Origin of the sequence: Corynebacterium sp. S5S1 (assembly GCF_001913985.1) — a bacterium.
Classification (GTDB): domain Bacteria; phylum Actinomycetota; class Actinomycetes; order Mycobacteriales; family Mycobacteriaceae; genus Corynebacterium; species Corynebacterium marquesiae.
On sequence record NZ_MKXT01000021.1, the window covers coordinates 1 to 20,228 of the forward strand.

19 protein-coding genes, 1 tRNA gene and 1 rRNA gene are annotated in these 20,228 nt (G+C 58.4%); 14 read left to right on the forward strand and 7 right to left on the reverse strand.

Going from position 1 to position 20,228, the window contains the following annotated elements; genetic code table 11:
- The 4 genes from rrf to BKN05_RS08305 all read left to right on the forward strand — a co-directional run.
- Window positions 1-88, forward strand: a 5S ribosomal RNA gene (gene rrf / locus BKN05_RS08290); the annotation flags it as partial.
- Window positions 89-431: 343 nt separating this feature from the next.
- Entirely contained in the window at window positions 432-1,451 is a 1,020-nt protein-coding gene (locus BKN05_RS08295; RefSeq protein ID WP_286688410.1) for an HNH endonuclease, read from the forward strand.
- A gap of 368 nt (window positions 1,452-1,819) precedes the next feature.
- Entirely contained in the window at window positions 1,820-2,548 is a 729-nt protein-coding gene (locus tag BKN05_RS08300) for an ABC transporter ATP-binding protein (protein ID WP_286688411.1), read from the forward strand.
- A complete protein-coding gene (locus tag BKN05_RS08305) occupies window positions 2,549-5,092 on the forward strand; it encodes an ABC transporter permease (RefSeq protein WP_286688412.1) in 2,544 nt (847 codons plus the stop codon). It abuts the gene before it with no gap.
- A gap of 55 nt (window positions 5,093-5,147) precedes the next feature.
- On the opposite strand, the gene BKN05_RS08310 is transcribed toward BKN05_RS08305, so the two are convergent.
- From BKN05_RS08310 to BKN05_RS08330, 5 genes are read right to left on the reverse strand one after another with little or no spacing between them, the layout of a single operon-like run.
- Window positions 5,148-7,457 carry a bifunctional lysylphosphatidylglycerol flippase/synthetase MprF gene (locus tag BKN05_RS08310; RefSeq protein WP_286688413.1) on the reverse strand — a complete coding sequence of 770 codons (2,310 nt, stop codon included), beginning with the start codon at window positions 7,455-7,457 and terminating at the stop codon, window positions 5,148-5,150.
- Window positions 7,444-8,646, reverse strand: coding sequence for an alpha/beta hydrolase (locus tag BKN05_RS08315; RefSeq protein WP_065422228.1), 1,203 nt, complete (start codon window positions 8,644-8,646; stop codon window positions 7,444-7,446). Before BKN05_RS08315 ends, BKN05_RS08310 begins: the two co-directional genes overlap by 14 nt.
- A gap of 60 nt (window positions 8,647-8,706) precedes the next feature.
- A complete protein-coding gene (locus BKN05_RS08320; RefSeq protein ID WP_049378429.1) occupies window positions 8,707-9,066 on the reverse strand; it encodes a fluoride efflux transporter FluC in 360 nt (119 codons plus the stop codon).
- Window positions 9,063-9,365, reverse strand: a complete 303-nt coding sequence (locus BKN05_RS08325) for a fluoride efflux transporter family protein (protein ID WP_049378430.1) — start codon at window positions 9,363-9,365, stop codon at window positions 9,063-9,065. The genes BKN05_RS08320 and BKN05_RS08325 overlap by 4 nt, the downstream gene beginning before the upstream one ends.
- A gap of 10 nt (window positions 9,366-9,375) precedes the next feature.
- Window positions 9,376-10,797, reverse strand: a complete 1,422-nt coding sequence (locus tag BKN05_RS08330; RefSeq protein WP_286688414.1) for an alanine/glycine:cation symporter family protein — start codon at window positions 10,795-10,797, stop codon at window positions 9,376-9,378.
- 135 nt (window positions 10,798-10,932) lie between these two features.
- Between BKN05_RS08330 and pgm the strand changes: the two genes are divergently transcribed.
- The 4 genes from pgm (at window position 10,933) to BKN05_RS08350 (ending at window position 13,983) form a co-directional block, all read left to right on the forward strand.
- On the forward strand, window positions 10,933-12,549 hold the full coding sequence (pgm, locus tag BKN05_RS08335) for a phosphoglucomutase (alpha-D-glucose-1,6-bisphosphate-dependent) (RefSeq protein WP_286688415.1): 1,617 nt from the start codon (window positions 10,933-10,935) through the stop codon (window positions 12,547-12,549).
- Between the two features lie 16 nt (window positions 12,550-12,565).
- Window positions 12,566-13,030 (forward strand): MauE/DoxX family redox-associated membrane protein, encoded by a 465-nt coding sequence (locus BKN05_RS08340; RefSeq protein ID WP_286688416.1) that lies wholly within the window; start codon window positions 12,566-12,568, stop codon window positions 13,028-13,030.
- A 54-nt stretch (window positions 13,031-13,084) separates the two neighbouring features.
- A complete protein-coding gene (locus BKN05_RS08345; protein WP_286688417.1) occupies window positions 13,085-13,834 on the forward strand; it encodes a DsbA family protein in 750 nt (249 codons plus the stop codon).
- A gap of 76 nt (window positions 13,835-13,910) precedes the next feature.
- Window positions 13,911-13,983: transfer RNA gene (locus BKN05_RS08350), tRNA-Ala, on the forward strand.
- Window positions 13,984-14,035: 52 nt separating this feature from the next.
- Here BKN05_RS08350 and BKN05_RS08355 read toward each other — a convergent pair.
- Window positions 14,036-14,944 (reverse strand): NAD(P)/FAD-dependent oxidoreductase, encoded by a 909-nt coding sequence (locus tag BKN05_RS08355; protein WP_049378435.1) that lies wholly within the window; start codon window positions 14,942-14,944, stop codon window positions 14,036-14,038.
- 80 nt (window positions 14,945-15,024) lie between these two features.
- On the opposite strand from BKN05_RS08355, the gene BKN05_RS08360 reads away from it, so the two are divergent.
- Complete coding sequence (locus tag BKN05_RS08360) at window positions 15,025-15,399, forward strand: DUF805 domain-containing protein (protein ID WP_258172067.1); 375 nt, start codon at window positions 15,025-15,027, stop codon at window positions 15,397-15,399.
- 30 nt (window positions 15,400-15,429) lie between these two features.
- Window positions 15,430-16,155, forward strand: coding sequence for a fructosamine kinase family protein (locus BKN05_RS08365; RefSeq protein WP_049378437.1), 726 nt, complete (start codon window positions 15,430-15,432; stop codon window positions 16,153-16,155).
- On the opposite strand, the gene nadE is transcribed toward BKN05_RS08365, so the two are convergent.
- Window positions 16,152-16,973, reverse strand: a complete 822-nt coding sequence (gene nadE / locus BKN05_RS08370) for an NAD(+) synthase (protein ID WP_286688418.1) — start codon at window positions 16,971-16,973, stop codon at window positions 16,152-16,154. The genes BKN05_RS08365 and nadE overlap by 4 nt on opposite strands.
- 27 nt (window positions 16,974-17,000) lie before the next feature.
- Between nadE and BKN05_RS08375 the strand changes: the two genes are divergently transcribed.
- The 4 genes from BKN05_RS08375 to nrdH all read left to right on the forward strand — a co-directional run bounded on the left by BKN05_RS08375 (window position 17,001) and on the right by nrdH (window position 20,218).
- Complete coding sequence (locus BKN05_RS08375) at window positions 17,001-18,356, forward strand: sugar porter family MFS transporter (RefSeq protein ID WP_049378439.1); 1,356 nt, start codon at window positions 17,001-17,003, stop codon at window positions 18,354-18,356.
- 120 nt (window positions 18,357-18,476) lie between these two features.
- The gene (gene ykgO, locus BKN05_RS08380; protein ID WP_003847162.1) at window positions 18,477-18,599 is read left to right on the forward strand and encodes a type B 50S ribosomal protein L36; all 123 of its coding nucleotides are present in this window, start codon (window positions 18,477-18,479) and stop codon (window positions 18,597-18,599) included.
- Between the two features lie 166 nt (window positions 18,600-18,765).
- On the forward strand, window positions 18,766-19,692 hold the full coding sequence (locus tag BKN05_RS08385) for an alpha/beta fold hydrolase (protein WP_286688419.1): 927 nt from the start codon (window positions 18,766-18,768) through the stop codon (window positions 19,690-19,692).
- Window positions 19,693-19,978: 286 nt separating this feature from the next.
- Window positions 19,979-20,218: a glutaredoxin-like protein NrdH gene (gene nrdH / locus BKN05_RS08390; RefSeq protein WP_049378441.1), complete on the forward strand. Its 240-nt coding sequence runs from the start codon at window positions 19,979-19,981 to the stop codon at window positions 20,216-20,218.
- Window positions 20,219-20,228: the final 10 nt, after the last annotated feature.

Sequence of the window (20,228 nt, forward strand, 5' to 3'; positions counted from 1 at the left end):
CGGTCCCATTCCGAACCCGGAAGCTAAGCCTGCACACGCTGATGGTACTGCAACCGGGAGGTTGTGGGAGAGTAAGTCACCGCCGACACCAAACAACAAACACATAATTCAATAACCCAAAAGAAGGGAAGAGGACGGAACACCCACCGTACTCTTCCCTTTTTCCACGTTTTGCGGGAGCAAGCATCACGCGACGGAACACGTAGCGAGCCGCGTGCCGCCGGGGTGTAGTAGGCGACGAACCCTAAACCTTTGCTTTTACCCCCGGTGCTGGTTGTGGTGCGACTCTGGGGATCCCTGCGGTTTTAGGGGAGCCTATTCGAACATAAACACCCCCACACAAGGTACATGTCCACCACCCGGGATATTATAAAGGCACTCGTTAGAAAACACATACGAACCCTGTTCTTCTCTGCTGGAGTGCCTCGTCCATGACTGCCACACTCACCCCACCCGAACCAGATACCACCCTCGACTACCCAGACACCCTCCTCATAGGTGACCACCCCGCAAACGCACACGACACAGATGCCGACCAAGACGTTCCTGAAGCGTTCTACACCACCAACGCACCCGGCAACCACATCGGCAAAGCCGGCACCTACACACGCAAAACCACCTGGTTCCTCTACCGCGCCATCCTCCCCCAACTAGACGACGACGTCGACTTAAGCCTCACCAGCCTTGCCAAAGACCTGGGCATTTCCTACTCCAAACTCCTAGGCTTTCTGCGTGCACACTTCCGCATGCGCCAACTGCCCCTAGTCACCGAAGTACAAGGCCACCACTGGATCCTAGACCTTAACAAGCTGCGCATCATCGACCGCGAACTCAACAGGCTTGAAGACAACCCCGAGCATCTGGAAGCCATCGACGCCGCACTTGCAGACTTCCTCACCCCCACCACACCCAACCAAACAGTCCCCACCGATGCTGATCTGCGCCGATTTATCCGCACCTTCATCGACACCCACCTGCGCCCCGAAGACAAAGAAGAACAACCCCACCCACGACTGCGCATCAACTACAACCCGGATAACACCACCACACTATCGCTTACCTGCGATAGCGCCACCGCCACCATCATCGCCCGCCACATCGACGCCTACACCAATCAGGCCGCAACCACCGCCGCACAAGGCCTCATTGACCTGATCCTCGAAGACACCCACACCAGTGTTGCCATCAACACATTCACCACCAACCCCGATACCAACCTGGTCTTTCACCCTGGTGCCGGATGGATAAACCTCGACCATGCCCCTACAGACAACACTTTCATCCGCCGACTTAAATCCGACGAGGTAGACTCCTACACCCCCAGCATCGACATCCGCGCATACACCCAAGGCAGAGACGCCACCTGTCGCTGGCCTGGCTGCACCGTCCCCGCCACTAGGTGCCAACTCGACCACCGCATCGAATACGGCCAACCAGCCCAGACAATCTAATAAACCTCTGCCAACACCACCACAACATCAAAACCGACCGCAGAATCCACTACATCCTCGACCCCATGACCGGCACCATCGCCTGGCTACACCACGACGGCACCTACCAACTAGACCACCCCACCGGACCACTAGCCACACACCACACACACTGGAACCACACCTGGGCCCAATACCTCGCACTACAACAACAAAGAACACAGAGAAGGGAGGGCTAGGGAGTAGACCGGAGCCTGCGGTGTGTGACCAGGAGAATGGTCGTGCCGGCTTCTCGCATGCCGTTTTCCTCCTCAGGGATGATGTCGGCCGGAGACCACGGTCGCTAGACTTAAATAGGTAATTTCCCATTTACAAGGAGAACTTGTCTCATGACTGATGCTGCGGCTCGCGCCGTTGACTTGTTTAAGCAATACGGAAGCGATGACACAGCTGTCGTCGCTCTTGATCATGTATCCATTGAATTCGGTAAGAACGAATTCACTGCGATCATGGGCCCATCCGGCTCCGGTAAGTCGACGCTGATGCACACCATGGCTGGTCTCGATTCAGCGACCTCCGGATCAGCATTTATCGGTGATACCGATATTTCTGCGCTCAATGATAAAGACATTACGTCGCTGCGTCGTGACCGGCTGGGCTTTATTTTCCAGTCCTTTAACCTTGTGCCCACGCTGACTGCGGCGGAAAACATTACGCTGCCTACGGATATTGCGGGTAAGGATGTCGATAAGCAGTGGTTTGAGGAGGTCACTAGCCGCCTTGGCCTAGCGGAGCGCCTAGAACATCGCCCAGCTGAATTGTCTGGCGGACAGCAGCAGCGCGTGGCCTGTGCTCGTGCATTGGTTTCTCGGCCGGAAATCATCTTCGGCGATGAGCCAACGGGCAACCTGGATTCGAATTCTTCGGCCGAGGTGCTCGACATTTTGCGAACCGCGGTGGATAAGGACAGCCAAACAGTGGTCATCGTGACGCACGATGCCAAGGCCGCCTCGTATGCGGACCGGGTGGTTTTCCTTGCTGACGGCAAGCTTGTGAATGAGTTGCACAATCCGACGATGGAGGCCATTCACCAGGTAATGGCGGAGATTGAGGGCTAAATGGCACGCGGAAACGCAATGCGCAGAGTATCTCTGCGTAATATTGTGGCGCATAAGTTGCGCCTTGGGCTGACGATTCTTGCGGTGGTTTTGGGCACCGCGTTTATTGCCGGCTCGTTTATGTTTACCAATTCGCTGAAGTCTACGTTTGACTCCGCCGTGGATAATCAGTTCCGCGGCGTGGATGCAGTGGTGAGCCAAAAGGACGACAATGGCGCGAAACTGGATGACAAGTTGCGCCAAAAGTTGGCCGACGATAAGGATGTCAAGAACATCAATATCGCGGATACGGAGACCGTTGTCGCGGCCGATGAGAACTCGGAGGCCTATCAAACCCAGGGCGGCACGGCCAGCGTTGTCCCGTTCTACCCAGAAGACAAGGTCGTTGGTGGCGCCGATGAGCTGAAGGAGGGCGAGGAGCCTAGCGGTAAGAACGAGGTCCTCGTCAACTCTTCCGCGGCCGACAAATACGACATTTCCGTGGGCCAGAAGCTGACTGTGGTTCACCCTGATGAGCAGGATACGGTGACGGTTTCTGGCATCTCGGAGCCCGCGGTCGACCAGGGCGAGAGCATCGTGCTGAGCATGGCTGAAAAGGATTACCTGGAGCGCTACGGTGAGCCGAGCCAGCTCAAGGTTTCTGCAGCCGATGGAGTGGATGCGAATGCCTTGGTGGACCACCTGAATGAGAAGTATGAAGTCGAAGCGGAGTCGGGTGAGCGCCTGGCTGAGGAGACCTCGGAGATGATGTCTTCTGCTTTGAAGTTCATCAATTACTTCCTCATCGCGTTCGGCCTAATTGCGCTGCTGGTGGGCACCTTCATCATTGCAAATACTTTCTCGATGATTGTCGCACAGCGCACCAAGGAGTTTGCTCTCTTGCGTGCGCTGGGTGCTTCCCGTCGCCAGATCACAAACTCGGTGGTGGTGGAGTCCGCCATCGTTGGTGTTCTGGGGTCCATAGTTGGCGTAGTTGCTGGTATGGGGTTGGTCGCAATCATTAAGGCAGTCATGAGCGCGCAGGGAATGCCTCTCGATGGCGGCTTGGGCCTGAGCGTTTCGGCAATCGTAGTTCCAATCATTTTGGGCACTATCGTGACGGTTGTATCTGCGTGGGCGCCGGCACGGCGCGCGGGCCGCGTGCAGCCGGTTGAGGCAATGCGCACTACCGAATCTGCTTCCGGAACTTCCCTGAAGGTACGCACGATTTTCGGTGCCATTATCTTGCTGGTGGGTATTGTTGCGGCGTTGGCAGGCGTGCTTTCCGACGGCGAGACGAACGTCCGCGCCATCCTCGTCGGCGTCGGCGCATTCGGTGTCATCGTGGGATTCTTCCTAGTCGGCCCTGCTTTGTCGCTGCCTTTGGTGCCGACGGTGGGCAAGGCAATCGGTAAGCCGTTCGGCGCCATCGGTTCGTTGGCGGCTACCAACTCTCGTCGCAATCCGCGCCGCACCGCCGCCACTGCCTTCGCGCTGACTTTGGGTGTGGCCCTAGTGACCGCTATTGGCATGCTGGGCGCAACTATGAAGTCCTCCGTGGCCGATACCGTGGAGCAAAACATCACCTCTGATTACCTGCTTTCCGGTCCTAGCTCTGGTGAGTTCCCGACGCCGAAGGACACGGGTAAACGCGCGGCGGAGGCCGAGGGCGTCGATAAGGTGATTACCGTCGGTATGGCTCCGGTGGCCGTCGATGGTCAGGCATCGATGGATTATGGTCCACAATTCCAGCAAACGATGACTGCGGATGGAGATCCGTCGTCGATGATTGCGCTCGATATGGTCGAGGGTGATGCCAACTTGGAGAAGGGCTTCATTGCTACCGAGGACTTTGCCAAGGAACACGGCTGGAAGGTAGGAGAGACCTACAAGGTTACTTCTGCGGAAAAGGACAAGAAGGCCGAGGCGAAGCTGGTCGGTACCTTTAAGCCCACCGATGTAGTGCAGAACATGGTGCTCTCGCAGGATGTGGCTGAGAAGGTTGCGCCGGAGAGGTCCTTTACCGTCCAAATGGTGGGCGTCTTGGGCCAAGAAGGCTATGACAAGGAAGAACTGCGCCATAATCTGGAGGATGCGGTCAAGGATTTGGTCGTGGTTCAGGTTAATTCTGGTGAGGAGTATGCCGGCCAGGCGGCTGGCTTTATCGACCAGATGCTTTCCATCCTGTATGGCCTGCTTGCCCTTGCGGTGATTATTGCCGTGCTGGGAATTGTCAATACCTTGACCCTGGGTGTTATTGAGCGCCGCCAGGAGATCGGCATGTTGCGTGCCGTGGGTACGCAACGCCGCCAGATCCGCACGATGATTACCCTGGAGTCCGTGCAGATCGCGCTCTTTGGCGCGGTGATGGGCATCCTCATTGGTCTCGGCTTGGGCTGGTCCTTCATTGAGATCCTCGGCGATGAGGGGTTGGACTCTGCGCAGATTCCGTGGGCGATGGTGCTCATTATGCTTGTGGGCTCCGCCATCGTCGGCATTATCGCGGCAGTATGGCCGTCGCACCGCGCGGCGAAGACGCCGCCATTAGAAGCAATCGCTGACTAGCTGCATAGTCTAAGGCCTCCCCTCATCACACGACGAGGGAAGGCCTTATTGCTTTTTATGCGGCCATCCACGCTTTGAACGCCGATATTGCATCCTTGGTCTTCATCTCGGGCAGGTAGGCGTGCATGGTGGCCAGCGCGATGGCAGGAAGCTTCAATTCATCGTGATAGCACAGGTACCACGGGTGCTCTTCGGGCTGAAATTTGCGCTTGCTGGCCGCGAGGGTGCGGAAGCCGTAGAGCGGTTCGACTTCTTCTCCAATGCGATTGAGGGCGACGTCGAGCCAGCTAGGATCGTCTGGCTGTCCGGCCAAAGGCGCACCGGACAAGGAGATCCAGGCAAGGCCTTCGGACTGGGCAATGAGCATAGCCTCTGAGATGAGGAGCTCAATTACTCCCTTAAAGCCGTGCTCGTTGCGGCGCATGACGTCGAGAACGTAGCCGGCAATAGCACCATCTTCGTATACCGGCATCCAACTGGTCACACCATGCAAAGTGCCATCGGCGGACTCAGCGAGCAAAACCCGGGTGCCGTTCACCATCATTTCTTCTAAGCCGCCGAGGGTGAAGCCCATCTCGGGCAGGGCCTTGTCGGAGACCCAGTCCTCGCTTAGTGCGCTAATGCGGGCGATAGAGGTAATATCTAGCTCCTCCCAGGTGGTCCACCGAGTGCTAATCCCTTCTTTCTCGGCTTTATTTCGTGCAGTGCGCACATTTTGGAATTTCTTTCCTTTGAATTCCACGGACTCGCAGTTGAGGACTGCTTCTTCTGCAACTTGAAGGCGTTTGAACTGCGGGTGAGCATCGGCGAACTGCGCGTTGACGGAATACCACGCCACGGCCCAGCCTTGTTCGGTAGCAAAGCGCTCGAACTCAGCGCTGATATCGCGGCCGACGGGGGCGCCCAGCGTGAGGGCGATGCCATTGGAGACTCGATACGCCACATAGGAGTCGCCGTGGAAGAAGTACCGGTTGGATTTCCACAGCGTCATAAAGGAAAGATGATCACCGGTACCGGCTTCGAGTAAGCGCCGCGCGGTGCCGCGGTCGGACTCTAGTGCAGGGTTAACAGGGCGAGAAAAGCCGAGGTAGAGCCGGACTGCCAGAAGCATCCAGAAGGCGTTTCCAACCCATAGGTAGATGAACCAGGAAAACATCGTTGCCGGCGCGACGTGGTGGGGGAGGATAAACGCAACGACGGCCGGAACGAAACGCAATGGGGTTTCTGCGAGGATGTCGGCAAGATTCGCTGGGGGAACGGTGTTGTGCAACGAGGCGGTAAGGATCCACAAGCCCGCACCGAGAGCGGCGGCAAGTATAGCGAAGGCAATAGTGCGGGTGAAAAACGTGGGGTTTTCCCGGATCCGGAAGAGCGAACGATTGATAAGCAGCATGAACAGTGCCAAGAGCCAGGGCAGGATGACGAGCACGAGGTTGGGCAGAAGGTAGCTCAGGCGGGAATCGTCCCAAAGCTGGTAGGTCAGCAAGGCGATGGCCAGTATTTGAGTGATAACCGCCATCCACCACGCGAGCACGCGGCCGCGCATGAGACCAAAGCACACCACCAGCTGGATGATGAACGGCATGATATTGGCTACCAAGGCGCCGATGCCTTGGGCACGGGCAAGATCGACTGCTGCGGTGCAGCTGGTAGAAGTTAGCGAATCTGTGCAGACTTGGGTCGCCTCCAGAGCAGAAAGGTGTGGCGCCCACAGGAGCTGTGTGATTTGGGAGAAAGGACCTTCGGCCATGGGGTCGAGTGCCACGAAGGCGGGGCCAATGGCTACGCAGGCGACACCGACGGCGAGGAGCACGCGATGCTCCCTGATGGAAGGTGGTGCGGATTCGGGCTTAAAGAGTAATTGGCCAGCCGTAATAGAAAGAGTGGCGGCGACGATGCCGAGAACGTCTGACATGGTGCCGGAATAGAACACAAAAGTGGTGGTAAGCACGATAAGCGAAACGCGCAGACGGCGGCGCCATAAGCGGGGGAGTAAAGCGGAGGCAAAACCGGCGGCACCGGCGATGAAGCCGATAGGGGTGAGGAAGGTATCGCTCAATAAGTCATTTCCCCATCGATTTAGGCCTACGGTCTCAATGCCGCGGGCAAGGACGATGGACAGTGGGACGCTGATGAGCTGGGAGACAACTCCTACCGCCAATGTACGCAAGGACCCCAAGCGCCATTCTGCGGGTACGAGCCATAGCACGATGAGCGCTGACAAGATAATGGCGCCGCCGGGGTGCGCGGTAGTCAGCGCCAGCCAGTGGGAGGTGGGGAAGTCCACTAGGTGGAGCGCCCACATGATGACTAAGATGGACAGGGAAACAGGAAACCTGGTCAGGATGGTTTTAAGAACGGACATCGTTGGCTCCAATTCCGTCGAAGGGATCCTTAATCGCTGTCATGCCACCGCGACGGGCGGCCCAAGCGAAAGATTCGCGCAGAGCTGGGCGCCACACCTGAAAGGAGTGGCCGCCGGGGCGGGTGCCGAAGTATGTTTTCATGCCAGCGTTGCGGGCGGCGTCGGAAAGCGAGCGCAGGGCGTTGACGGAAGCTGTGTCCTTATCGCCAGCGATGAAGATGGCCTGGGCGGAGTAGCGCTTGTGGGCGAGCAAGTGGGAGGGATCCTGGTCATTGAAGGCGGACTCGTCGCCAGCGAAGAATTTCTTCACTGTTGCCGCGTGGTTGCCAATGGTGGGCTCGGCTTCGCCGGAAATGTCGATGATGGAACCATAGGCTTCAGGGCGGTTGGTAGCGATCTGCAGGGAGCAGGTGCCGCCGTAGCTTAATCCGCCCACGGTCCAAGTGCGCTGATCCGGGTTGACTTTGAATTTTTGCTTAATGGCTTGTGGTACGTCCTGGCTGAGGTAGGTCATTACCCTGGCCTGGGAGCTATCGGCGCAAATGGGATTGGCGGTTTCAGAGCCGGTGGCGTCTACGGCAACGACGATGGGGCTGCGGCCTCCATTCGCCGCCTGGAATTGGTCCGCGGTTTCGGCAGCCTCTCCTGAACCGAACCACTGCTCCGGGCCGCCCGGGTTGCCGTGCAGGAGGACGATGACGGGCAGGGTGTGGTCCGTCCAGTATGCAGGCGGGATATATGCCGTAGCTTGGCGGGCGGAGAAATGGGAGGTGGTGCCGGGAAGATCGACATGGACGATGGCTGCACCAGATTTGGTGTGGGAAAACTCTTCGTAGTTCATTTCCTTTGCCACAGGGCGCGGGTCAAGGGACGCAATATCTGGATAGGTTTGGTACTCCATGTTGACGATGCCGACCATAGCCAAAAGGGAAAAGATTCCGGCGGTGACCGTGACAATCTTGGGTTTGCGCACCACTGCCGCTACGGGGATGAAAGCTGCGAGGAAGATGTACCACGGCACTTGCCAGTGCCGGAGAAAGTACCAAGCGATGACGCACAGCAGGGCCGCGATGACCAGCGGCCATACCTTGCGTTGGAGGAGAATGATAATGCCCGCAATCGCGAGGATGGCGTAGAAGATCACTCCATTGATGGGATCCGCCAAAGGCAGATTCAAAAGGAAACTCACGCGGAAAATATTAAGCTTGAGCAAGCCAAAAGTAACTGCCAGTTAGCTGGGAGTTTACCCTTAAAACCCGTGATAAATGCGTGCCGCCCAGATGGTGCCGCGCCAGGCTAAAACGATGCCGAGGCCGATGGTCCAGAAGAGATATTTGCTAAGCCGCCACCACTGCTTGCGTTTGATCATTTCTCCCAGTTCTTTCGCCAATGTGGACCAGGTGGACAGGCCGCCGGCTAGGCCGAGGGCGAGGAAGGGGTGGATAAGGGGGGCGTCGGCAAGCTGGGCGAAACCATAGGCCAGGCCAAGGGCTAGGGAGCCCAAAATATTCGCCACGAAGGTGCAGTAGGGGGCGGGCACAAGCCGGGTAAAGCCATAGCGCAGGCTACCGCCGATGAAGCCGCCGAGAAGGACGCACAGAAGATTCATCGCAGCTTGTCACCTGCCAGGTAGCCGCCCACGCAGCCGCCAATGGTGGCTAGGGCATAGGCTAAAGCGATGGTCCAATGGGCCTCGGAAGTCAGGAAAGCGAAGGTGGCAAAGCTAGTGAAACCGCCGAGCACGCCGGTGCCCCAAAATGGGCTGGGGCGGAAATATCCCATTAGGGCACTGCCGAGGACATTGATAAGGAGCAGCGGGAGCATACCGCCGCCGAGCGCGGCGGAGAGGAGGTACCTGGCCACCGCGCCGAGCGCAGCGCCAGCACCCACGACGAGGAATTGAGGCATGCGGCCTATGTTACTTCCAGTTCATCCCTTGGGACTCTACGAACACGCGCACCTCATCCACTGGCTTGTTGAGCTTGGGGTCGAAGGCTAGGTAGGCCTTGGTTTCGCGGGCCACAAGGCCGGAGAGGAGGAGCAAGCCAATGAGGTTCGGGATGGCGATGAGACCGTTAGCCAGATCGGAGAAGGTCCAAGCGAGCTCGAGTTCCGAGACGGAGCCGACAAAAAGGAGACAGGCAAAGAACATGCGGTAGGGGATGGAAGCTTTGCGCCCGCACAGGGATTCCAGGGAACGCTCGCCGTAATACGCCCAAGCCATGATGGTGGAAAAGGCAAAGAAAATAATGGAGAGTGAAACGATGGTGCCGCCCCAATCTCCCGGCAGTACGCGGGAGAAGGCCTCGGCCGTCATGATTCCGGCCTCGTCGCGTCCCATATCCCAGGTGCCGCCTACAACAATGACCAAGCCGGTGATGGTGACCACGATGATGGTATCGATGAAGGTCTGGGTCATCGATACCAACCCCTGGCGCGCTGGGTGCGGGGTTTTGGCGGCCGCGGCGGCGATGGCGGCGGAGCCCATGCCGGACTCATTGGAGAAAATGCCGCGGGCCACACCGTATTGAATGGCCATCATGATGGTGGAGCCCACGAACCCGCCACCTGCGGCGGTGCCGGTGAAGGCATCGCTGAAGATCATGGCGAAGGCTGCGGGGATCTCCGTGGCGTGCGAGAAGATCACATAGAGTCCGCCCAGGACGTAGACGATGATCATCAACGGGACGAAGGCGGCGGTAATGCGCCCAATGGCCTGGATTCCACCAAGGAGCACGGAGCCCACCAGGACGAAGAGGATCGCGCCGGTGGCCGCCGGGGCGATGCCGAACGTCGATTCCATATTGGTGGCCACAGCATTGGCTTGGGCGAGGTTGCCGATGCCAAAGGACGCGCAAATTGCAAAGATGGCAAAGAATACGGCTAGTACCGATCCGAGTGGTCCGGGGATGCCACGCTTCAGGTACTGCTGCGGCCCACCGGACATCTCGCCCTTGGAATCCGTGGTGCGAAAACGCACGCCCAGGTAGGCCTCGGTGTACTTGGAAGCCATGCCTACGAGGCCAGTAATCCAGATCCATACCAGTGCGCCAGGGCCGCCGATGGACAGTGCAGTGGCCACACCTACGATATTTCCCACGCCTACGGTCGCGGCAAGGGCGGTGGTCAGCGCCTGATAATTGGAAATATCACCCTCGGTGGACTCATCGTCAGAGTCTGTGGCAAAGATGTGACGCATCGCGCGGCCCAGCGCTCGGAATTGGAGTCCTCCCAAACGAATGGTCAGCCACAGGCCGGTGCCCAACAGGAGGGGAATGAGGATGAACGGTCCCCACACCACAGTGCTGATGGCGGAGAGGATGGAATTAAGCGAGTCCATTCTGTAAATCTAGCGAACTATAGAAATGGAGTAAATTTGCCCATACCCCCAGCCGGGGGAATATTCGTCCTGCGCAACCACGGGAGAGCAGGCAAGCTGGATATATACGTCGTCCCCACTTCTAAGGAGCACGCCATGGCCCACGAGCGCGCCGGCACGCTGGCACAGCCCACGGATCTTATTGATATCGCAGAATTGGTCACCGCCTACTACACCCGCACCCCGGACGCCGATAACCCGGATCAGCAGGTGTCCTTCGGTACCTCAGGCCACCGCGGCTCCGCGCTGGATCGAGCCTTTAATGAGGCTCATATCCTAGCGATTACCCAAGCCATTGTGGATTACCGCGCGGAACAAGGCATTGCTGGGGCGATTTTCATCGGCCGAGATACCCACGCGCTGTCCGAACCTGCCATGGTCTCCGCCCTTGAGGTGCTGCTGGCCAATGGGGTGGAGGTTCGCGTCGATGAGCGCGGCCGCTACACGCCGACCCCGGCGGTCTCCCATGCCATCCTGACCCACCCTGGCACCGATGGCATTGTGATTACCCCGTCCCATAATCCTCCCCGCGATGGCGGCTTCAAATACAACCCGCCTACCGGTGGACCGGCCGATGCTCAGGCCACCGATTGGATTGCTGGCCGCGCGAACGAGTACCTGCGCGCCGGGCTGGAAGGCGTGAAGCGGACATCTGTCGCGGGCGTGCTGGACGAGCGCTGCGTGAAGCACGACTACGTGCACAACTACGTGGCTGACCTTAAGAATGTGGTGGATATGCAGGCCATTAAAGATTCCGGCCTGCGCATCGGCGCTGATCCCATGGGTGGCGCCTCCGTGGATTATTGGCAGGCCATCGCTGACCACTACGAGCTCAACATGACCGTGGTGAATCCAGAGGTGGATTCCACTTTCCGCTTTATGACCTTGGATACGGACGGCAAGATCCGCATGGATTGTTCCTCGCCGGATGCTATGGCCTCGCTTATCGACGCCCGCTCTAAGTTCGACCTTGCCACCGGCAACGACGCCGATGCGGACCGCCATGGCATTGTCACTCCCGATGCCGGCCTGATGAACCCCAATCACTACCTTGCCGTGGCTATCGAGTACCTCTTTAGTCACCGCCCGCAGTGGGGAAATGCCGGTGTGGGAAAGACCCTGGTGTCCTCCACCATGATTGACCGCGTGGTGGAAAGCTTGGGTCGCGAATTGGTGGAAGTTCCCGTCGGCTTCAAGTGGTTTGTGCCGGGATTGGTCGAAGGCGCCATTGGTTTCGGTGGTGAGGAATCCGCCGGGGCGTCTTTCCTGCGCTTCGATGGCTCCGTGTGGTCCACCGATAAGGACGGCATCATTATGGACCTGCTCGCCGCGGAGATTACCGCCGTCACCGGCAAGACTCCGTCCCAGCGCTACGCAGAACTGGCGGAGAAATTTGGCACCCCAGCCTATGCTCGCACCGACGCCCCCGCGAACCGCGAGCAGAAGGCCATTCTTAAGAAGCTGTCTCCTGAAAAAGTTTCCGCCACGGAACTGGCGGGCGAGGAAATCGTAGCCAAGCTGACGGAGGCGCCCGGCAACGGTGCGGCTATTGGCGGCCTGAAGGTAGCGACGGAAAATGCCTGGTTCGCCGCTCGTCCTTCCGGCACTGAAGATAAGTACAAAATCTATGCCGAATCTTTCTTGGGTGAGGAACATCTCAAGCAGGTGCAAGCAGAAGCACAGGCAGTTGTTTCCCATGTATTAGGGGTTTAACGCTACACTTAACCTCGTGAGTAACAAGATTAATGGGAAGCTGGTCCTCGATGTCATCAGCTTCATCGCCCGCTTCTATATGGCCTGGGTGTGGATTGACGCCGGCGTGCACAAGCTCGGCAAAACTTTAGACATGACCCAGGCCATCAAGGGCTATGACATCTTTACTCCCGATTGGGCTGGCTACCTCGCCATTGTCATCGGTCCGCTCGAAATCATCGGCGGCGTGTTGTTGCTGCTCGGGCTATTCCTGCGCCAGTCCTCCATCGTGGCTACCTGCGTGTTGCTGCTCTTCATGGTGGGCATCGCACAGGCATGGGCCCGCGGACTAGATATTGACTGTGGCTGCTTTGGCTACGACGCCCAAAATCCCGACCGAGGGATGGACTATGCGAAGACGCTGTTGCGCGACGCCGCATATCTATTCCTGACCCTATGGACCATCAAGCGCCCCTTCACCAAGCTTGCCCTTCACCCTTAAACGGTGGGCAAGGTAGGCTGAATTGGTCCGAAGATTTTTAAAGGCAAGGTTCAAATGAGCAAAGTAACTGACCCTAACGCCAAGGGTGGCAACGGTTTTATCTGGGGAGTCGGCGTACTCCTCGTCATCATTGCCGTTGTTATTGGCTACATCGTGTGGAATGGCAAGCAGTCGTCCACGGATTCCGTCGATGCCCTTGAAGCCAAGGACGTGAATATGTCCATGGAGTACAACGACGGCGCTATCACCCTCAAGTCTGAGAGCGCTAAGAAGGGCACCCCTGAGGTGGATCTCTATGAAGACTTCGCCTGCCCGCACTGTGCCGAACTGGCTGAGGCAACCGACGGTGACATGCAGAAGGCCATCGAAGACGGCAAGCTGATCGTCCACGTGCGTACCCTCAACTTCTTGGATGGCAAGGATATTGAGAACCAGGCGGGCTACTCCACTAAGGCAGCAGCCGCAATGTCCGAGCTGGCCAAGTCCGGTGATATCAAAACCTATTGGAACCTGCGCGACTACATGCTGCAGAACCAGCAAAAGGTAGCTACTTCGTGGGACATTAAGGACATCGCTGACGCCGCCAAGGAGTTTGGTGCGGACGATGATGTCGTTGATTCCATTAAGGATGTGGATATCAAGCAGGGCAATAAGGTGGCGAAGACCAACTACGACAAGTTGGAAAAAGAGACCGGCTCTGTCTCCTCGCCGCGCATTATCAAGGACGGCAAGGACGTTCCATCTGAGGAGCAGGAAAAGGACGGCAAGAGCATTGGTGACTGGGTAGAACTCGTCACCCAGTAGCAGGCGATTTGGAGAGTTAAATACCCTCCATGTATATTTAAGCGAGTTGCAGCCCACAGGGTTGCACCTCGTTTGAGGGGCTATGGCGCAGCTGGTAGCGCACCACACTGGCAGTGTGGGGGTCACGGGTTCGAATCCCGTTAGCTCCACAATATAAAGGAGAGGAACATTAGTTCCTCTCCTTTTTCTTGTTGCGGAGGGCTAGAGCTCCGCTAGATCCTCATCGAGCATGCGCTGATCGATGGCGATGCCCACGGCCGCGCCGCTGCCCATCGCTTGCGAGACTTGGTCCGGCGAGCTGACCACATTGCCGGCCGCCCACAGGCGCGATACCGAAGTCTGACCATGCTCTACGCTGACCCACCCATTGGCTGATTCGCAGCCGGCATCCCGCAGCAGTGCGTCATTGGGCAGAAAATCGGGCCCAGTAAAGCATGCTTCATAGGTGTCTTCTCCAGCAGAGCTTTGCACTACTACGCCGGTTGACGATGTCTCCTCTGGCCGGACCTGTGTCACCTCTGCATCGACTACTTTTACGCCTAATCCGGCGAGTTGAGTGCGATCGAGATCGGTGAGCTCAAGGCCGTTGGGATAGAAGGTCAGCGTGTCCGTCCACGTGGACAGCAGCTTGCTAATGCGGATGGTAAAAGGCGGATTCGCGCCGCCGATGAGCGCAACCTTCTTCCCGGTGGCTTCGTAGCCATGGCAGTACGGGCAGTGAAAGACCCTGGTGGCCCACAAATCGCGGAGCCCGGGAACTGCAGGGAGCTTGTCCGTGAGCCCCGTCGCGATGAGAACGTGGCGGGACTCGAGAACCTCGCCGCTGGCAAGTTTTGCCTGCCAAGGCTCGCACTCGGAAGTGCGGGTGAGTTTCTCCACCGAGCCCTGGGTAATGGTTCCGCCGAATTTCTTGACCTCCGCGTGACCGCGCTGAAGCAGCTCGGCGGGAGCCGCGCCATCGAGGCCAAGGATGCCGTGGGCATGGTCACTGAAACGATTGCGGGGAGCCCCGGAATCGATTAATTGAATATTTCGGTTAGCGCGGGCCAAGGTGATGGCGGCTGCGGTGCCGGCAAAGCCGCCGCCGATGATGATGGCGTCCGAGTACATTGCTCCTCCTTTATAGGAAGTGGGTAGCATGGTGCGCAGCCGAGTATATGCAGTCAATATCAAAGGGGCTCGCGCGCAGAATGAATCGTGATTCCACAGGGTTCTTTACACGCGAAGCGCTCTATGGGGCGTCGCCTGTGCAAGCAGTGGGCAGGTTCTTTGTAAAGTACTTCAACTTTCGTGGCCGGGCGTCCATGAGTGAGTTTTGGTGGGTCTTTGGCTTCCTCGTGTTGATTTCTGTGTCAATTGGCATTATCGACCGGCACTTTGGCGTGGATATTGAATCTATTGCAGACGCGGTACTTGTGATTCCAGTCGTTTCCTTGATGTGCCGGCGCTTGCATGATTCCGGGCGGACGGGCCTGTTATGCCTGATTGGGTTCATTCCCGTGCTCGGTGGAATTGCCTTGCTCTTTATGATGGCGCTGCCCACGCGCGATAACCCGGAGCTTTAAAAATGTCCTTGCCTGATTAGGCTGGGTGGCATGCAGACTTTTTCAAAGCGAGTACGCGACACGGATCAAGCAGGTGCCGAGGCGGCCGGATTGCGGTGGCTCGGGGACGCCACCGACGCGGTGGTCAACGTCGTAAGCGCTGACGGGCTAGAAATCGTTACCGAGCGCGTGGACGAGGTCATGCCCACGCCGGAGGCGGCGAGGAAGTTTGGTGCGGAGTTGGCGCGCATGCACCGTGCGGGAGCCGAAGCGTTTGGCGCGCCTCCTACCGGGTGGGAAGGCAAAAACTTCATCGGCAGCATCGAGCAAGACTGCATCCGGACGGATAATTGGGGCGAGTTCTACGTTAACCAGCGCGTATTGCCCTTCGCGGAACTGGCGGGGATAAGTGCGGCGCAATTGGACTTGGTAAGGCGTGCCTGCGACGCCATCGCCGCGCGCAGTTGGGATGTGGCGCCGGCGCGCATCCACGGCGATCTATGGGCGGGCAACCTGCTTTTTGGGTCCGACGGCGGCATCATGATTGACCCCGCCGCCCATGGTGGGCACCCGCATACGGATTTGGGGATGTTGGCGCTTTTCGGGGCACCGTACCTCGAGGAAATCTTCCAGGGTTATGGTGCGCCGAAGGACATAGAGAAGTGGATTCCCATGCACCAGCTGCACCCGCTGGCGGTGCATGCGCTTACGCACGGCGCTAGCTATAACCGGCCGCTGGAGCGCGCGGCGGCCGCAACCTTGGAGGCGCTGGGCTAAAGGTTCGGCCCCTGCGGCATGATGCGCTTATGGGCACCGCGGTGCCATAAGGTTTCGATGCGTTCGCGGGCGGCGTCGGGAACCGCCTTGCCCTCTAGGTAGTCATCGATGTGGGCGTAGGTGACGCCGAGGGCCTCTTCGTCAGGAAGCTGAGGCTTATCGTCCTCCAAGTCCGCGGTGGGAACCTTTTCCCAGGTAGAGCGCGGGGCACCGAGGTGCTTTAGGAGGGCGGCGCCTTGGCGCTTATTGAGGCCGGCCAAAGGGAGGAGATCTGCCGCGCCATCGCCCCACTTGGTAAAGAAAGCGGTGACGTTTTCCGCCGCATGGTCGGTGCCGATGACTAGCGCGCCGACCTCGCCTGCGATGGCGTATTGGGCGGTCATGCGCAGGCGCGCTTTGGTATTGCCGCGGTTGAAATCGGTGACGTCGGCAAGCTGCAGCGCATCCGCCACCTGCTCGTCGAGGGCCAGGGTGGCCGGCTTGATATCGACGGCGGGGCGGTGATCGGGCTGGATGAAATCCAAAGCAATCTGGGCGTCGTCCTCATCGGCCTGCACGCCGTGGGGTAGGCGCACGGCCCAAAACTCCGCGCCGTCGACGCGCTCCACCGCCAGCTGCGCAAGCTTTCCCGCCAAGGTGGAGTCTTGGCCGCCAGAGATACCCAGCACGTAGCCTTTAGCGCCGGTGGTGCGCAGGTAATCAACCAGGAAATCCACGCGGCGCTGCACTTCGGCTTCTGGATCGATAAAGGGGCGCACACCCAGGGCTTTTATGATGGTTTGCTGCAGATTTTCGGCATCGTTCGACATGACGTTCATGGTAGCCGCCTGACACAATATTGTGCTGTGAATAAGGAAGTTTATGTCAAGGTAGTAGCTGGCATAGCGGCCCTGGGCGGGCTGCTATTTGGATACGACACCGGCGTGATGTCCGGTGCCTTGCTTTTTATTAGCCCCGCATTCGATATGAGCGCGCACCAAGAGGGGTGGGTGACCTCGATGCTGCTCGTGGGTGCTGCAGTAGGGGCGCTGACGGCCGGGCGCATCGCCGATAGATTCGGCCGGCGGCTTACGCTGATTGCCGGCGGCATCATTTTCGTGCTGGGCTCCGTCTGGTGCGCCCTGTCCGGCTCGGTGGGAATGCTGGCAACGGCGCGCACCTTTTTGGGCTTTGCCGTGGGTGCAGTCTCCATCGTGTCCCCCATGTACATCGCGGAGATCGTGCCCGCCAAAGTGCGCGGGCGCATGGTCTCGCTCAATACCCTAGCGATTGTGGTGGGCCAGTTGATGGCCTACCTGGTCAACTCCGCGCTGGCTTCTACCGGTAGCTGGGAGTGGATGCTGGGCCTAGCCGCCGTGCCGGGCCTAGCGCTGGCGCTCGGAATGGCTTTCCTGCCAGAGACGCCGGTATGGCTGGCTACTAACGGCCACATGGCTAGCGCCCAGGAGATTGCCGGGCGCGCCGGGATGGATATTTCGGAGCTGACCTCGCAGGAGACCGCGCGAAAGTCCAGCGGATCCGAATGGAAGGCGCTGAAGGCCAATCGGTGGATGCAGATTACGGTGCTGCTTGCCATGCTGATGGGGCTGACGCAGCAGATCACCGGCGTCAACGCCATCGTGTACTTCGCGCCGACCATGATGAACCAGGTGGGGATTTCCACGGCCAACTCGGTTTATACCTCCATCGTTATCGGCACGGTATCCGTGCTGGCTTGCTGGGTGGGGCTCAAGGTCGTGGACCGCATTGGGCGAAAGCGACTATTGCTTACCGGCCTGACCGGCAACGTGGTCTCGCTGTTTATCCTCTCCTTTGCCTATTCCCATGCGCAGGACTCCACCGCTATGGCGATGGTCTCGTTGGTCTTTATGGCGCTGTTTATCGCCTTCCAGCAGGCCGCAGTGTCGCCCACTACCTGGCTACTCATCTCCGAGCTGGTGCCGCTGCAGGTGCGCGGCCTAGGCATGGGCATTGCGGGGCTCTCGCTATGGGCCACCAACTGGGCCGTGGCGCAGTACTTCCTGCCGCTAGTGGAGTGGCTGACCGGCCCGGTGGCGTTTATCGTCTTCGGAGTCTTTGGTCTCATTGCCATCGGCTACACCAAGGTTTTGGTTCCAGAGACTATGGGACGTAGCCTGGATGAGGTAGGCGAGGAGATGAAGTCGCGCTACGAGCGCGAGTCCGCACCCGTGAAGCCTTAGTGTTTTGGTATTGACGGCCGTGTGAGGTAACATTTTTCCTCGTGTCATGGCTGGGGATTCCCAGTCCGTGCTTTACTTATTCAACCGCATGTAGATTGCGCATAACGAAAGGAGCGCCCGATGAAGGTCCGTAAGTCCCTTCGGTCGCTGAAGAAGAAGCCGGGCGCCCAGGTTATTCGCCGCCACGGTAAGGTCTTCGTGATCAACAAGAAGGATCCCCGTTTCAAGGCTCGTCAGGGCTAATTGAGACGCGATTCCATCCGCTCCCTCCGGCTTTCCGGAGTGGGGCGGATTTTTTCATGCGTGAGCCCTGGCACAAAAGGATACATTCTCTTCAGCCCCGGTGAGCATAAAGGCAAATATATGAATATAATTATTTTGTCTATTTATGTCGTGAGAAAGAAGAATAATGTCCCAGCGAATCGTTGCCGCGCTCACTGCCGCCGCACTCGGATTGTCTGCCCCAGTGGCTCATGCCGCAGAACCACAGTGGGAATCCTCTGCACCGGAGTCCCTTGGCATCAATGACCCGTCCTGTGTGCCTTCAGGGGACATCACTGAGCCCGTTGTGCTGCTGCATGGAACCTCGAATAATGCTTCCGTGTGGGGAAATTTGGTCCATCTCTTACAAGATCAGGGGGCGTGCGTGTGGGCCTTTGACTACGGCGCCGATGATGTCACCTTGCAGAATATGATTCCAAGCGTCAAAGCCATCGCGGACCTAGATGATTCGGCCGCGGAAATTGCGGATCAGGTGGACTATGTCCGCGAGGTCACTGGCTCGGACAAGGTGAACTTGGTGGGCCATTCCCAGGGCGGTATGCACATCAAGACGTATACACAGATGCATGATGGGGCGGGTCATGTGTCCCATGCGGTGGCGCTAGGTGGCAACTTCCACGGCACCACGCTTAACGGGCAGGGGGAGACGCTTTCTAAATTCATTGCCTTCGCACCTCACCTCGCCGCCTTCCTGGCTAGTACGGCCGGTATCCAGCAAGTAGTGGGGTCGGAGTTTATGAAACGGCTCAATGCGCTGCCAGATACCGCGCCAGGCGTGCTTTATACCTCCATTTACTCGCCGGGGGATACGACGGTGACTCCGAATAGTTCTTCGCAGCTGGCGCTTGTCGACGGCGCCGATGTGGTCAACCTCGACCTGGGCGAGGTCTGCGGCGTGGCTCCTCGGCACGACAAGCTGCCGACCAACCGGACGGTGTTGAGTCAGGTCATTTTTGGCCTGAAGCGCGCCCCGGGGGAGGGGCCGAACCCGTCGACCTGCGTCTCTGAGGGGGCGCCGATAAGCGGGGCCCAGGGCGGGCCGCCAGTCCCTTAAATGTGAACTTTGACACACAAAATCGTGAACTCCAGGTAAACCTGCAGGAATCCCATTGGTGTAGTTTCATGGCTGTCCTTAGGTGTGGTCAACATGTGGGGTCCGGGGGTGTGCCATCCTGGGAATACCATGGCTGTAACTACTACATATTGTGTTAGTTGCGGGTATTTCCCCCAAAGTATAGTGTCGTTGATGTTGCTCAGAGCGGCGCAGGAAGCGCCCGTTTAGGCGGGAAAACGCTCCCCGCTCTGACGAATTTTTCAATGCAGGAGCTTTAAGGATCTATATGTCTATCACCGTTTACACCAAGCCAGCTTGCGTCCAGTGCAATGCCACCAAGAAGGCCCTCGACCGCGCCGGTCTCGATTACAGCTTGGTCGATATTTCTGTTGATGATGAAGCCCGTGATTACGTCATGGCACTGGGCTACGTTCAGGCACCAGTAGTTGAAGCTAATGGCGAGCACTGGTCCGGTTTCCGCCCTGACCGTATCAAGGGCTTGGCTTCCGTAGCGGCATCCGCCTAAGAGGTAGGGG